The 13,952-nt window shown below is 36.8% G+C and carries 10 protein-coding genes; 8 read left to right on the top strand and 2 right to left on the bottom strand.

Annotation, left to right across the window (positions count from 1 at the left end; genetic code table 11):
* Window positions 1-73: 73 nt before the first annotated feature.
* Both fbp and pckA read right to left on the bottom strand, forming a co-directional pair.
* Complete coding sequence (gene fbp / locus AC07N0_RS00355; RefSeq protein ID WP_492800244.1) at window positions 74-1,114, bottom strand: class 1 fructose-bisphosphatase; 1,041 nt, start codon at window positions 1,112-1,114, stop codon at window positions 74-76.
* A 381-nt stretch (window positions 1,115-1,495) separates the two neighbouring features.
* The gene (pckA, locus tag AC07N0_RS00350) at window positions 1,496-3,073 is read right to left on the bottom strand and encodes a phosphoenolpyruvate carboxykinase (ATP) (RefSeq protein ID WP_494587686.1); all 1,578 of its coding nucleotides are present in this window, start codon (window positions 3,071-3,073) and stop codon (window positions 1,496-1,498) included.
* A gap of 305 nt (window positions 3,074-3,378) precedes the next feature.
* On the opposite strand from pckA, the gene AC07N0_RS00345 reads away from it, so the two are divergent.
* The 8 genes from AC07N0_RS00345 to acs all read left to right on the top strand — a co-directional run bounded on the left by AC07N0_RS00345 (window position 3,379) and on the right by acs (window position 13,862).
* Window positions 3,379-4,869: a helix-turn-helix domain-containing protein gene (locus AC07N0_RS00345; protein ID WP_492800242.1), complete on the top strand. Its 1,491-nt coding sequence runs from the start codon at window positions 3,379-3,381 to the stop codon at window positions 4,867-4,869.
* Between the two features lie 221 nt (window positions 4,870-5,090).
* A complete protein-coding gene (locus AC07N0_RS00340; protein ID WP_309914468.1) occupies window positions 5,091-5,510 on the top strand; it encodes an IS1/IS1595 family N-terminal zinc-binding domain-containing protein in 420 nt (139 codons plus the stop codon).
* Between the two features lie 357 nt (window positions 5,511-5,867).
* Complete coding sequence (locus AC07N0_RS00335) at window positions 5,868-7,451, top strand: MFS transporter (RefSeq protein WP_494587684.1); 1,584 nt, start codon at window positions 5,868-5,870, stop codon at window positions 7,449-7,451.
* A gap of 68 nt (window positions 7,452-7,519) precedes the next feature.
* Window positions 7,520-7,744 carry a DUF6814 family protein gene (locus AC07N0_RS00330; protein ID WP_492800240.1) on the top strand — a complete coding sequence of 75 codons (225 nt, stop codon included), beginning with the start codon at window positions 7,520-7,522 and terminating at the stop codon, window positions 7,742-7,744.
* Window positions 7,745-8,319: 575 nt separating this feature from the next.
* Window positions 8,320-8,559, top strand: coding sequence for a hypothetical protein (locus tag AC07N0_RS00325; RefSeq protein WP_494587683.1), 240 nt, complete (start codon window positions 8,320-8,322; stop codon window positions 8,557-8,559).
* A complete protein-coding gene (locus tag AC07N0_RS00320) occupies window positions 8,552-11,260 on the top strand; it encodes an ATP-binding protein (protein WP_494587682.1) in 2,709 nt (902 codons plus the stop codon). The genes AC07N0_RS00325 and AC07N0_RS00320 overlap by 8 nt, the downstream gene beginning before the upstream one ends.
* 43 nt (window positions 11,261-11,303) lie before the next feature.
* Entirely contained in the window at window positions 11,304-11,690 is a 387-nt protein-coding gene (locus AC07N0_RS00315) for a response regulator (protein ID WP_309914481.1), read from the top strand.
* 258 nt (window positions 11,691-11,948) lie between these two features.
* The gene (gene acs / locus AC07N0_RS00310) at window positions 11,949-13,862 is read left to right on the top strand and encodes an acetate--CoA ligase (protein ID WP_492803609.1); all 1,914 of its coding nucleotides are present in this window, start codon (window positions 11,949-11,951) and stop codon (window positions 13,860-13,862) included.
* Window positions 13,863-13,952 lie beyond the last annotated feature (90 nt).

Here is a 13,952-nt window from a genome sequence, read left to right as displayed (position 1 = left end):
TTGTTGAGGAAGTATTATCCTGCCTTATTTGTTTTATGTTACTAATCAATAGAGATTGATTTTGGAAAGTATGCTAAAGCCCTGCTTTTATTTGTTCCATTAAAAAAGTATGATATTTTTCCAGTTTCTTCTGTAACTGCGTTAACTGATTTTTAGAACCCAGATAGACGGTATTCCGTTGGTGAATGCTTTCTGGAACGACATCTAAAATACTTTGCATACCATCAGACGACAATCCGCCTGCCTGTTCAATCACAAAAGCCAGCGGATAGCATTCATACAGCAATCTTAGTTTACCCTCTTTTGCTTTTCTGGTTGGGGGATACATATAAATACCTCCCTTCAATAGATTTCGGTGGAAGTCGCCAACTAAAGAACCAATATAACGAGCCATGCAACCCGAATGCTTGCGCATATCTTGAATAAAGTCTTTGACAGGATTGGTAAACTCTTCAAAGTAAGCCTCATTGACAGAATAAATTTTACCCTCCTCAGGCATTTTTATATCTGCATGCGACAGAAAATATTCGCCTAATGAATTTTCATAAGTAAAGGCATTCACACCTTTGCCAGTGGTATAAACCATGATGGTCGACGAGCCGTACAGAATATACCCCGCTGCCACTTGTTTACGTCCGCCTTGTAAAAAATCATCTTCAACGGCAGGAGAGCCAATATCACTTACACGTCTGTAAATCGAAAAAATGGTTCCGATAGAAACATTTACATCAATATTAGACGAACCATCCAGCGGGTCCATCGCCACTACATACTTGGCATTATAATTCCCTGTTTGAATAATCTCATCGTCTTCCTCAGAAAGAATCCCCACTACTTCCCCACCATTTACTAATGCCCGAATAAATCGAATATTGGCAATCATATCCAGTTTTTGTTGCGCTTCCCCTTGAATATTTGAACTTCCTAAAGCACCTGTAATATCAATCAAGCCTGCTCGATTGATTTCGCGGTTAATGATTTTGGAAGCAAGAGCAATGTCTCTTAGCAATTGTGAAAGCTCGCCTTTTGCATAAGGGAAAGCCTCCTGTTGACGATTAATAAATCTATCAAGCGTTGTGCCAACAGGTAAAGCTAGTGTCAGATTATTAGTCATAGTATAAAGGGTTTTTTTAGCTGTGAGATATGAGCTTTGAGCCGTGAGCTGTAAGCTTTGAGCTATCAGCTTTCGGATGTCAGTCTTCGGATTTCAGCTTTTCTTTGATTCAAAATATTGGTATTATAGATTATACACGTCTTCAATATACAAATACTGAATTTGATGTTTAAACTTATTATTAAACCCGTAGCGGTAACCCTTGCGGTTACCGTTTCTTACGTGAATGTTTCGTCCAACTGTAACCGCAAGGGTTACTGCTACGGGGATTTTTTATGCAAATTGGTGCTAAATCTCAAAGCTCATAGCTCACGGCTGACAGCTAAAAAATCCGACGACCGAAAGCTGACAGCTTATTGCTCACGGCTCAATGCTCACAGCTCAAAAGCTTATCGCTAAAAAATTTTCCTCAAAAGCCTTCGCTAGACTTTTAGCTTTTTGGTCATAATCATCCTTGTCTGCCCATGTATTTTTGGGGTTAAGCAACTCTGTTGGCACATTCTGGCATTCTTCAGGCATTTCTAAACCAAATATATCATGTTTATTGAAATTTGTATGCGCTAATTCACCTTTTAATACTGCATGAATCATCGCACGAGTATAAGTCAATTTTATTCTTGACCCTACACCATAACCACCACCCGACCAGCCAGTATTGATGAGCCAAACTTGTACGTTACCAGCCTTAATTTTCTCTCCCAGTAAATGGGCATATTTAAGTGGATGGAGCGGTAAAAAGGCAGCCCCAAAGCAAGCCGAAAAGGTAGCTTGAGGTTCTTTAATGTCCATTTCCGTACCCGCCAATTTAGACGTATAACCTGCCACAAAGTAGTACATCGCTTGCTCTGTACTTAATTTAGAAATAGGTGGTAACACTCCAAATGCATCTGCCGTAAGAAAGAAAATATTTTTCGGGGCATTGCCTACTGAAGGCATTGCTACATTCGGAATAAAATTAATTGGATACGCCGTTCTGGTATTTTCTGTCACACTTTGATTGCTATAATCTACCGTTTTTGTACCTGTAACGAAACGAGTATTTTCTAAAATAGTACCATAACGAATAGCCCTAAAAATCTCAGGTTCTTGCTCTTCGCTCAGGTTAATTACTTTAGCATAACAACCACCTTCAAAATTAAAAACTTGCTTATCGTCCCAACCATGTTCGTCGTCGCCAATCAGGTTTCTGTGTGGGTCGGCAGATAAAGTAGTTTTTCCTGTACCCGACAAACCAAAGAATAAAGCAGTGTCGCCATCCTCACCAATATTGGCAGAGCAGTGCATTGAAAGCACCTTTTTCTCCTCAGGAAGAATAAAATTCAGTACCGTAAAAATTCCCTTTTTCATTTCCCCAGCATAAGCCGTTCCGCCAATCAGGATGATTTTTCGGGTAAAATCAATGATGGTAAAATTACTTTGGCGAGTACCATCTATCGTTGGATTCGCTTCAAAATCAGGCACATTCAAGATTGTCCATTCTGGCTCAAATGTTTCTATTTCACTTGGAGTGGGTCTGAGAAACAAATGATGACAAAACAGGTTGTGCCAAGCCAACGTGTTGATAATTAAAACATTGATGCGATGTTCGGGAGTAGCACAAGCATAACTATAACGAGCGTACAGCTTTTTATTAGTTACAAATGTTAACATTTTTTGATAAAGTGCCTCGAATTTATCAGGGTCAAAGGCTTGGTTGATTGCACCCCAAGCTACTGTGTCGGCAGTCTTGTCGTCATAGACCGTAAACTTGTCTTTTGGCGAACGACCAGTAAACTTACCAGTGTCGCACATAAATGCACCTTTGTCAGTAAGCGTTCCTTCTCCGTTTTTCAAAGCCTCTTCAATCAAAGTTGAAACACTGAGATTCAGGTGAATGTCAGTATGAAGGCTTAGGGTCGGGTGGTTCACTTTTTGTTTAGCGATAGCGCTAAGGTCAGAAGTAAGCGTATCATTTTTCATGTTTGTAATTGTTAATTTGATCAAAACGAAACTGAAAATATTGAAGCCTTCGAAAGCCTTACAAAAGTATATTAGCGTAAAATTAAAAACAAGCGAAATTTCGCTAATATAAAAATAAATTTATTTTTATATTAAAATTCATGTATAATATTATAATAGTTCAATTTTTAGATTAATTTGAAAAATAATTCACAGATTTGATTAGAAAAAGGAGAGTACAGAAGAGTAAAGCGAAAATTCGCTATTTTTATTTCCCAGTATAATGTTCCAGCAAATAGTATTAGCTTTGTGGAAATTTTATAACAATGAGTGTGAACAGCGATAAAGTAAAAATAATATTCGGACTAAAAATCAGACAGTTGCGTCTGGATAAAAAACTCTCGTTAAGCGAAGTAGCCGAAAAATCTAAACTTTCGATTTCATACTTAAATGAAATTGAAAAAGGGAAGAAATATCCTAAAACTGAAAAAATAATGGCTTTGTCTGAAGCCTTAGCAATAGATTATGATTCGCTTGTTTCCTTAAAGCTGAGTAAGCAATTAGAACCCATTGCTGAACTATTGAACTCTAATATTCTTACGGAGTTGCCCTTAGAGATTTTTGGCGTTGAACCTTCTGACTTTATTGAGTTGATGTCGGAAGCTCCTGCCAAAATCAGTGCCTTTATTAGTACAATTGTAGAAATTGGGCGGAATTATGATATGAGTGTCGAGCAGTTTTACTTTTCAGTCTTGCGGTCATATCAAGAAATGTATGATAACTATTTTGAAGATTTAGAACAGTCAGCCCAGCAATTTAGGAAACTCTTTGAAATATCTGCTACTACCTCGCCCAATGAAAAACTCTTGGCCGATATCCTTCAAAATTTCTATGGCTATCATATCGAAGAGTTTTCTAAAGAACAATATCCTGAATTAATTTCGATTCGGTCGGTGTTCAATCCAGCTACTTCCAAACTACTCATCAACAAGGATTTAAGTACCGAACAAAAAACCTTTACGTATGGGCGTGAAATTGGCTATCAGTTTTTACAATTGAAAAAAAGGTCTAATGTTTCGTCGGTTATTGAAGTAGATTCTTTTGAAGAAGTCCTTAATAATTTTAGGGCATCTTATTTCGCAGGAGCGATTTTGATTAACAAAGATATTCTGATTGATAGGTTGACGTATTTTTTCGCTTCGCCAAAATGGGATGAAAATATGTTGTTGAGCATCATGCGATTGTTCAATGTAACGCCCGAGATATTTATGCACAGGTTATCTAACTTGATGACGAACCATTTTAAGATTAATAATCTTTTCTTCCTTCGTTTCAATAATCAAATAGATGATGATTTGTTCTATTTAACCAAAGAAATGCACCTAGCCAAACTTCATACCCCGCATGGTACGGCGCTCCCCGAACATTATTGCAGGAGATGGATGGCATTAACGATTTTAAAAGATTTAGAGAAAATACAAAAGGCAGAAGGCTATGATGCAGAAAAGGTATTATGCAAGGCACAGGTCTCTGAATACATGGATACTGGCAACCATTATTTAGTCATCTGTTTGGCAAAGCCTTCGCCTCCAAATTTAAGAATGAATAGTAGCGTCACCTTGGGTTTTGCCATTGACGATACCTTAAAAGGCATGGCTCAATTTTTACAAGATTCAGCCCTGAAACATCGAAAAGTAAATGAAACGTGCGAAAGATGTGGAGCAGTAGATTGTGCAGAGAGAATGAGACCTCCGTATGTTTTGCAAAAAAGACAAGCCAAAGAAAAAATAAAAGAATCAATCGCAAAATTGAGTTGAACCTAAGTATTGATGGATTGATTTCTTTGAAATGTACAAGGGTTAATATGGTTTGTTGTACAAAACGAATAAAATTCTGATATTTTAATTATTTCAAAATAAAATTTTGAAATAAAATGATTTTAAAACCATTTTCACGTGTAAAAATAAGTTTATCCTAAGTATTGTATTGTTGCTTAATTGATATATATTTGCTAAATATACTATATCGTATTATTTCTATGAAAAATCCAAATTGTCCCCGCTGCGACTCCCAAAATGTTACTAAAAGTGGCGTAATCAAAGAAAAACAACGTTTTAAATGTAAAGACTGTAATTATAACTTTACAGTAGAAAAGCTAGGAAAGGGAATCTCAGCCTATTATGTTATCAAAGCGTTACAATTGTATATTGAAGGAGTGAGCTACCGTGAAATAGAAAGACTACTAGGGGTTTCGCACGTATCTGTGATGAATTGGGTGAAAAAATATCAAATCAAAATACCTAAAAACTCTGATTATTACCCTACCTATAAGATAATGAATCATAAAGAGTTAGCGGCTTTTTATGCGGATAGAGAAAATCTGAGGGATTCTGGGATGATTGTCACTGAATTAGGAGATAAGTTTATGTTGATAAAATGGGAGCGTCTGAAACATTAAATTTTTGGTACTCCGTCAATAAATAAAAGACATATTTGAAGAAGGGCTAGGATATTTTTCTAGCCCTTTTTTTGTTGAACTATACTTAAATAGCGTTACTATACCAATGCTGTCGAAGAGATAGTTTTTTTTTTGACCTTTGGTGGTTCGTGTTCAATAAAAACACGTTAAAGTACAAAAAAATATATGGCTGAAATAGGATAACAATTAGTATTGTACTAATTGTTTTCAGCCACTGAATTTTTCTATTAAAATATGAAATAACTGTTAGCAATAAACTTATAAATAAATCACTAATGCTTTTAATCACTATAAAATATTCACTCTAAAAATAAAACCCCTTATCTAATTAACGTTATGACAGTAGAACACACAGTAAAGAAAACTTCGACTAAACAACTCGCTGCAATTATTGGCGCTTCGTCGGTAGGAACACTTATTGAATGGTACGATTTTTATATATTTGGCAGTTTAGCAACAATCATTTCAACCCAGTTTTTCCCAAAAGATAATCCTACAGCAGCCTTCCTTTCTACGTTAGCTACCTTTGCCGCAGGCTTCGTTGTTCGTCCGTTCGGGGCATTATTCTTTGGTCGCTTGGGCGATTTAATTGGTCGTAAATATACCTTTATGGTTACGTTAGTGTTGATGGGCGGAGCTACTTTTGCCATCGGCTTAGTGCCTAAATATGAAACGATAGGCTTTTTTGCCCCATTGATTGTGTTAGTGCTTAGACTTTTACAAGGCCTAGCCTTGGGCGGTGAATATGGCGGAGCAGCCACGTATGTAGCCGAACATTCCCCTGCTAATGAACGTGGATTTTGGACGTCTTGGATTCAGATTACAGCTACCGCTGGCTTGTTTATTTCATTAGGCGTCATATTATTGACCAAAAACATGATGTCGAAAGAATCATGGGAAGATTGGGGCTGGCGTATACCTTTTATGGTTTCTATCATCATGGTTTATGTATCGGTGTTGATTCGTAAAAATATGTCGGAATCACCCCTTTTTGCTAAAGCTAAGGCGGAAGGAAAAACATCAACCAACCCGCTGAAAGAATCGTTCGGTAATAAATTAAACTTCAAATTTGTATTGCTAGCCTTGTTTGGGGCTACAATGGGGCAAGGCGTAGTGTGGTACACAGGTCAGTTTTATGCACAAACATTCTTGTTGAAAATCATGAATGTAGATTTCGACCAAGCCAATACACTATTAATCATTGCCTTAATGATGGGGACGCCTCTGTTTGTATTTTTTGGATGGTTGTCAGATAAAGTGGGTCGCAAGCCTATCATGTTAGCAGGGATGTTATTCGCAATTCTTGCCTATCGACCTATTTACGAGAAAATGTACCAGACCACTAATTTGAATCATAAAGATGAGATTAGTGCTGAAACAAAAATAGAAACAAAGCATATTTTAGTAGCTAATTCAAGCACAGATTCGTTGGTTACCACGACTATCAGCAAGGTTTATACAGATGGTACAACTTATAAGGAAGTAAAAAAACAGACTTTACTCGCTGGAAAAGCTGAAGCTGAACAGCCTAAACCTGAAATTAGCAAAACTGTTAAAATCAACGATAGCGACCATTGGACGCTGGTTTGGCTAGTGTTTGTTCAATTAGTGTTTGTCACAATGGCTTATGGACCCATTGCTGCCTTTTTGGTAGAGATGTTCCCTGTCAAAATTCGTTATACTTCTATGTCTCTGCCATATCACATAGGCAATGGCGTATTCGGTGGATTAATGCCAGCTATTGCTACTTATTTGGTTACTAAAGCGAAAGACACGAATGAAATAGCTGAAAAAACTGGGCAGGCTGTTATCAATACACAGCCTTATTTAGAAGGATTGAACTATCCAATATTGATAGCAAGCGTATGTTTTGTGATTGGCTTGTTGTATATCAAGGAGGATAAAAGTATCAGAGATTAATCGCTCAAGACTAAACGATTTCGGCGTTATTAAACATTTATGTTAAAACACATTATCATTAAAAAGAGATGAACAGCATCAAGAAAATATTAGGTATCGTTTGGATACTTTTAGGGTTGGCTACTGCCTATTTCGGGATTTTTGAATTGGGCATTCCCAAATTTGCTTCGGGGAATCAGGAAGATTTAGTGTTTGGTATTATCATCATGATTGTACTGACACCAATCATTACTGGAGGATTATTGATTTTTGGGAAGTATGCTCTTTCGGGAGAGTATGATACTGAGGATTAAATTAATTGAAAGAGTTTTTAAAGAATTTTTCTTTAGAATAAAAAGTTTGAGAAGTTTGATATTTATTATCGTTCTGTCCTTACTTTTCTTGTCTTGATACAAGAAAAGTAACCGCGCGGCGGACCGCAAAAGAAAATCAAGAATTCCTAAACTCGCTTCGCTCAAACAGTAGGAATTCGTTGTTCATCAATCATAAAAAAGCGGTCCAAATTAGTTTTTCAACCGCTTTTTTATGATTTTGAAATTCGGGATGACTCATGTTTTATGATTGATAGTTCCGTTAGGAACAGAATATCGGTAGAAATATCATGTCAATATCCCAACCTAGCCCCATCGGGGCGAAATATTTCGCCCCGATGGGGCTAAGAGAAAAATGTTGTTTAGCCGCTACCGATATATCGCCTCTATGAGGCTTATTAAACCTCTCTATTTTAATTGAAAATCAAAATGATTCATATTTTTTTTGTTTAGATATTTCTATTAAAGTGATTGTGTATAATATTTTACCAACTATAGTTATCTCTTTCTAAGAAGAGTTAAATTTTTACCTTAAATTGTGATAAAATTAAGGTCTGATGTCAAAGACCTTATCGTTTATCATGAAAGAGAAATTAAAGAATCAAAAACTTTTGGTTTTAGGAGTTGTGTTTACAATTCTCTTTAATTTCCCTATTCTTTCAATTGTCAATCACGACACAAAGATTAATGGTATCCCTACACTTTACTTCTATTTCTTTTCTATTTGGGTATTATTCATCATCATCATTTATTGGAGCGTCCGCAACAAAGAGCAAGAAATTAATAAAGATGAATAGTGCAGTATTGATATTAACCTCTCTGCTCTATCTGGTTTTCCTTTTCGGAGTAGCTTATTGGGCTGAACAACGTTCTGCTAAAGGCAAAAGTATTGTCAACAATCCCTATATTTATGCCTTATCTCTAGCAGTTTATTGTACGGCATGGACATTCTATGGCTCAGTAGGTAGGGCAGTAACTAATGGCATTGAGTTCGTAACGGTGTTCATCGGACCATCTTTAATGATGCCCCTTTGGTGGATAGTCCTTCGTAAAATTATCAGGATTTGTAAAATTCAGCGGATTACTTCTATCGCCGATTTCATTTCATCACGCTATGGCAAAAATGCTACCTTGGGCGTCATCGTAACCATAATCTGTATTTTAGGCATTTTGCCCTACATTGCTATTCAGCTAAAAGCCATTTCAAATAGTTTCCTAATTGTAGCCGAAGCCTCTGGTGAAATCAGTAGCCAAGGTTTTTTCGCAAATGATTTAGCCTTTTATATTACTATCGTACTATCCGTTTTTACCATCATCTTTGGTACTCGTACTATCGACTCTACGGAACGTCATGAGGGCATGGTAACAGCCATTGCGGTAGAGTCTATCATTAAGCTAGTCGCTTTTTTGATAGTAGGAATTTTTGTCAGCTATGTTATTTTTGATGGTTTAGGAGATATTTTTCAAAAAGCATCAAAAGTCCCTGCCTTACAGAAAGTTTTTGTCATAGATGCCCAACAGGATACTTCGGGTTGGTTTTGGCATTTATTGTTATCCATGATGGCCATCATGTTTTTACCACGCCAGTTTCAAGTAGCAGTCGTAGAAAACGTTGATGAAAAACACCTCAATAAAGCCCTTTGGCTTTTTCCTTTGTATTTATTGTTAATCAATATTTTTGTGATACCCATAGCCATGGGTGGGGCATTGCTATTTCCCAATCATGTAGTAAATTCTGATGGCTACGTGTTAGCGATTCCGCTGAAATTCAACCAAGATTTTATTACCCTCCTTACCTACATAGGTGGGTTTTCGGCAGCCACTAGTATGATTATTGTAGAAACCATCGCCCTGAGCGTGATGATTTCCAACAATATCGTCATGCCAGTGATACTCAAGAAAACAACTTTGCAAGACAGGTTTGCAGGGAATTTAAGTGCTTTAGTAAAATACATCCGTCGTGCGTCAATTATCTTGATTTTACTGTTAGCCTACCTATATTACAAAACCATTGCCGAACATTACTCGTTGGTTTCCAACGGAATGGTGTCTTTTGCTGCGGTATCACAATTTGGACCTGCCATTATAGGCGGAATTTTTTGGAAAAATGCTACTAAAAAAGGAGCTTTAATAGGGTTATTAGTAGGCACATTTTTTTGGTTTTATACCTTAGTAGTCCCGTCGATGGTGAGGGCTGGTTTTCTGCCAGAATCAATTGTCGAAATGGGATTGATGGGCTTTTCGGCCTTGAAACCATATTCATTGTTTGGTTTAGAAGGCATGGATAGTATTTCACATGGGTTGTTCTGGAGCTTACTATTGAATATTTTCTGTTATGTTTATTTCTCCATCAATAGTCATGTTAGTTCGATAGAGCATAATCAGGCAGTAATTTTTGTAGATATTTTTGAATATTCAGAGCAAGTAGAAAACCCAACGATTTGGCGAGGAACGGCTCATTTATCAGACATTCAATCGTTATTGAGTAATTTTCTGGGGGAAAAAAGAGCAGAGAAAATATTGAATCTCTATGCCCAGAAACATAAAATTAGGCTGATTAATACGAAGGTTGACCCACAAATTGTGACTTATGTTGAAAAACTGTTAGCAGGGATTGTAGGAACGGCTTCGGCGAGAATGATGATTTCGTCGGTTTCAAAAGAAGAAAGTATTTCGACAGAAGAAGTAATTAGAATCTTGAAATCATCACAAAGTTTATTATCAGCCAACAAAGAACTAAAAAGAAAATCTGTCGCGTTAGAAAGAGCCACCACTGAACTAAAAGAAGCCAACGAGATACTGCAAAAGACAGATAAACTCAAAGACGATTTTTTATCAACTGTTGCCCATGAAATCAGGACACCACTTACTTCTATCAGGGCATTATCAGAAATTGTTTATGATAATCCTGATATGGACTTGGAGGAACGGGAACATTTTTTAAGCACCGTAGTAAAGGAATCCGACAGACTCAGCAGGCTAATCAATCAAGTGTTGGATTTAGAAAAATACGAATCAGGTAAGCAAAAGCTGATTTTAGAAGATGTTGATATTCAAGAGATTGTAAAAGATTCTATCGATGCCCTATACCAACAAGCCAAAGAGAAGGAAATAAAGGTTGTTTTTATTCCTGACCGTTTTGCACCAAAGTTCAAGGCTGATAAAGATAAACTAATTCAAGTAATGGTCAATCTTTTATCGAATGCTGTTAAATATTGCGAACCACAAAAAGGAGAAATTATATTAGCTACCCATTACGCTGACAACAATATTTACATCAGTGTGCAAGACAATGGTGCTGGAATTGACAAGCATTCTCAACGGTTGATTTTTGATAAGTTTTTTCAAGCAGAAGACCAAACCATTAAAAAACCAATCGGGAGTGGCTTAGGGTTGGCAATTTCTAAAAAGATTGTAGAGTTACATAACGGAGAAATTTGGGTAGAAAGTGAAGTCGGAAAGGGTGCGAAATTCACTTTTATGATTTCGGTTGTTTAGCTTACCCATCAATAATAATCACATATACTATTGAAATAAAGATATGAAAAAGATAATAAAAGTATTAATCGTTGATGATGAACCTAGCATTTTGATGTCTTTAGAATTTTTAATGAAGAAAGAAGGCTACAGTGTTTTTATTGCACGTGATGGCTCTGAAGCCTTAGAAATTATTGAAAAAGAAGTACCTTCTATTATTCTATTAGATATTATGATGCCCCGTGTAGATGGGTATGAAGTATGTAGAATTATCAAAGAAAGCATTCGGTTTCAGCATATCAAAATTGTATTCTTAAGTGCCAAAAACAAAGAAGCAGATATTGAAAAAGGGTACCTGACTGGTGCAGATTTGTATGTCTCAAAACCGTTTTCAACAAGAACATTAGTGGCTAAAATCAATACTTTGGCATTAGGGATTGTCTCAAATTAAGAGAGAGTAATGTACTGATGCTTGCAAGATTTTGTATTTTACCTTATAGATACACCATTGATAGCTTTTTAAGCAAAATAAGATACTTTTATGGTAAAAGTTCAAAATATCAATCAAAAAACTATACTTTGTTTAGTAAGAATAGCTATATTATTTTAGCGTAAAACCTAGAAAAGTGTATTTGAATAAAAAAAATGTCTTGTACTTTTACGGTAGAAAATATTAAATTCTGAAGCGAGTCAATATCATACAATTTATATATCCAAATTAATGATGAATTTACAAATTAGCTCTTTTGAAGATTACGAATCAGCATATAATCAGTCAGTAACAGACCCTGAAGGTTTTTGGGCAGAAATCGCTCAAAATTTTCAATGGCGTAAACCTTGGAAAAAAACATTGGAATGGGATTTTACAACAGCCACTACAAAATGGTTTGCTGGCGGTAAAATGAATATTACTGAGAATGCGCTTGATCGTCATTTGGCAACCCGTGGAGACCAAGCGGCTATCATCTGGGAATCTAACGACCCTAATGAGGAATCCGTGACGCTTACTTACAAAATGCTTCATCAAAGAGTTTGTCAGTTTGCCAACGTGTTGAAGAAGCACGGTGCTAAAAAAGGAGATAGAATTTGTATATACATGCCAATGATTCCAGAATTGGCTATTGCAGTATTAGCTTGTGCGAGAATCGGAGCAATCCACTCAGTCGTTTTCGGAGGTTTTTCAGCACAATCAATCGCCGACCGTATCAACGATGCACAATGTAATATTGTCATTACTTCCGACGGTTCGTTCAGAGGAAATAAAGAAATAGGCCTGAAATCTACCGTAGATGATGCCTTAATTCAATGTCCATCCGTTCAAAAAGTAATTGTTTCTACCCGTACACGCACACCAGTTTCAATGTTGAAAGGACGTGACGTTTGGTGGGAAAATGAAGTAAAAACGGTATCGTCTGATTGTCCAGCAGAAGAAATGGATGCAGAGGATATGTTATTTATCCTTTATACCTCTGGTTCAACAGGCAAGCCTAAAGGCGTAGTACATACTTGTGGAGGCTATATGGTATATGCTACCTATACGTTTGCCAATGTTTTTCAATATCAGCAAGGTCAGGTTCATTTTTGTACGGCAGATATTGGTTGGATTACTGGTCACTCATACATCGTTTATGGTCCATTGTGCCACGGGGCAACCTCTTTAATGTTTGAAGGCGTACCAACTTACCCAGATGCGGGTCGTTTTTGGGATGTAATTGATAAGCACAAAGTTGATATTTTATATACAGCACCAACAGCCATTCGTTCATTGATGGGCTTTGGGTTAGACTATGTCAACGGAAAAGATTTAAGTTCGTTAAAAGTATTAGGTTCAGTAGGAGAGCCAATCAACGAAGAAGCTTGGAATTGGTACAACGAAAATATCGGTAAAGGCAAATGTCCGATTGTAGATACTTGGTGGCAAACCGAAACAGGCGGTATTTTGATTTCACCGATTGCGGGCGTTACCAAAACAAAGCCAGCTTATGCTACGTTGCCTTTGCCAGGGGTGCAACCAATTTTGGTGGATGAAAAAGGAGAGGAGATAACAGGCAATGGCGTTTCGGGTAATTTATGTATCAAGTTCCCATGGCCAGGGATTATTCGTACTACCTATGGCGACCATGAGCGTTGTATCCAAACGTATTTTTCTACCTATAAAAATCTTTATTTTACAGGCGATGGCTGTATGCGTGATGAAGATGGATATTACAGAATTACGGGACGTGTGGATGATGTAATCAATGTATCGGGACATAGAATTGGTACGGCAGAGGTAGAAAATGCGATTAATATGCACTTGGGAGTGGTTGAGTCTGCGGTAGTAGGGTATCCACACGATATTAAAGGACAAGGTATTTACGCGTATGTCATTTGCGAAAAAGTTCAAGGGGATGATTCAGACTTAACGCGTAGAGATATTTTGGCGACTGTAACTCGTGTAATTGGGCCTATCGCCAAGCCAGATAAAATACAATTTGTAAGTGGTTTGCCAAAAACACGCTCTGGAAAAATCATGAGAAGGATTCTAAGAAAAGTAGCCGAAGGAGAAACCAATAATTTGGGGGATACTTCTACTTTGTTAGACCCAGCAGTAGTAGAAGAAATAAAAGCAGGAGCTTTGTAGTAACGAATAGATGAAGAGAAATTTTGAGGAGGTTTCGTTGATAGCGAAACCTCTTTTTTAATAAATATACCTTGGTGATTCTTTGTTAAT

The organism is Arcicella sp. GW821-FHT09D11 (assembly GCF_059416265.1).
This window is presented reverse-complemented; position numbering and strand designations above follow the sequence as displayed.

Bases quoted from the DNA above. Each gene is read 5' to 3' on its own strand.
- fbp (WP_492800244.1), bottom strand. From the start codon at position 1,114: ATGACTAATAATCTGACACTAGCTTTACCTGTTGGCACAACGCTTGAT.
- pckA (WP_494587686.1), bottom strand. From the start codon at position 3,073: ATGAAAAATGATACGCTTACTTCTGACCTTAGCGCTATCGCTAAACAA.
- AC07N0_RS00345 (WP_492800242.1), top strand. From the start codon at position 3,379: ATGAGTGTGAACAGCGATAAAGTAAAAATAATATTCGGACTAAAAATC.
- AC07N0_RS00340 (WP_309914468.1), top strand. From the start codon at position 5,091: ATGAAAAATCCAAATTGTCCCCGCTGCGACTCCCAAAATGTTACTAAA.
- AC07N0_RS00335 (WP_494587684.1), top strand. From the start codon at position 5,868: ATGACAGTAGAACACACAGTAAAGAAAACTTCGACTAAACAACTCGCT.
- AC07N0_RS00330 (WP_492800240.1), top strand. From the start codon at position 7,520: ATGAACAGCATCAAGAAAATATTAGGTATCGTTTGGATACTTTTAGGG.
- AC07N0_RS00325 (WP_494587683.1), top strand. From the start codon at position 8,320: ATGTCAAAGACCTTATCGTTTATCATGAAAGAGAAATTAAAGAATCAA.
- AC07N0_RS00320 (WP_494587682.1), top strand. From the start codon at position 8,552: ATGAATAGTGCAGTATTGATATTAACCTCTCTGCTCTATCTGGTTTTC.
- AC07N0_RS00315 (WP_309914481.1), top strand. From the start codon at position 11,304: ATGAAAAAGATAATAAAAGTATTAATCGTTGATGATGAACCTAGCATT.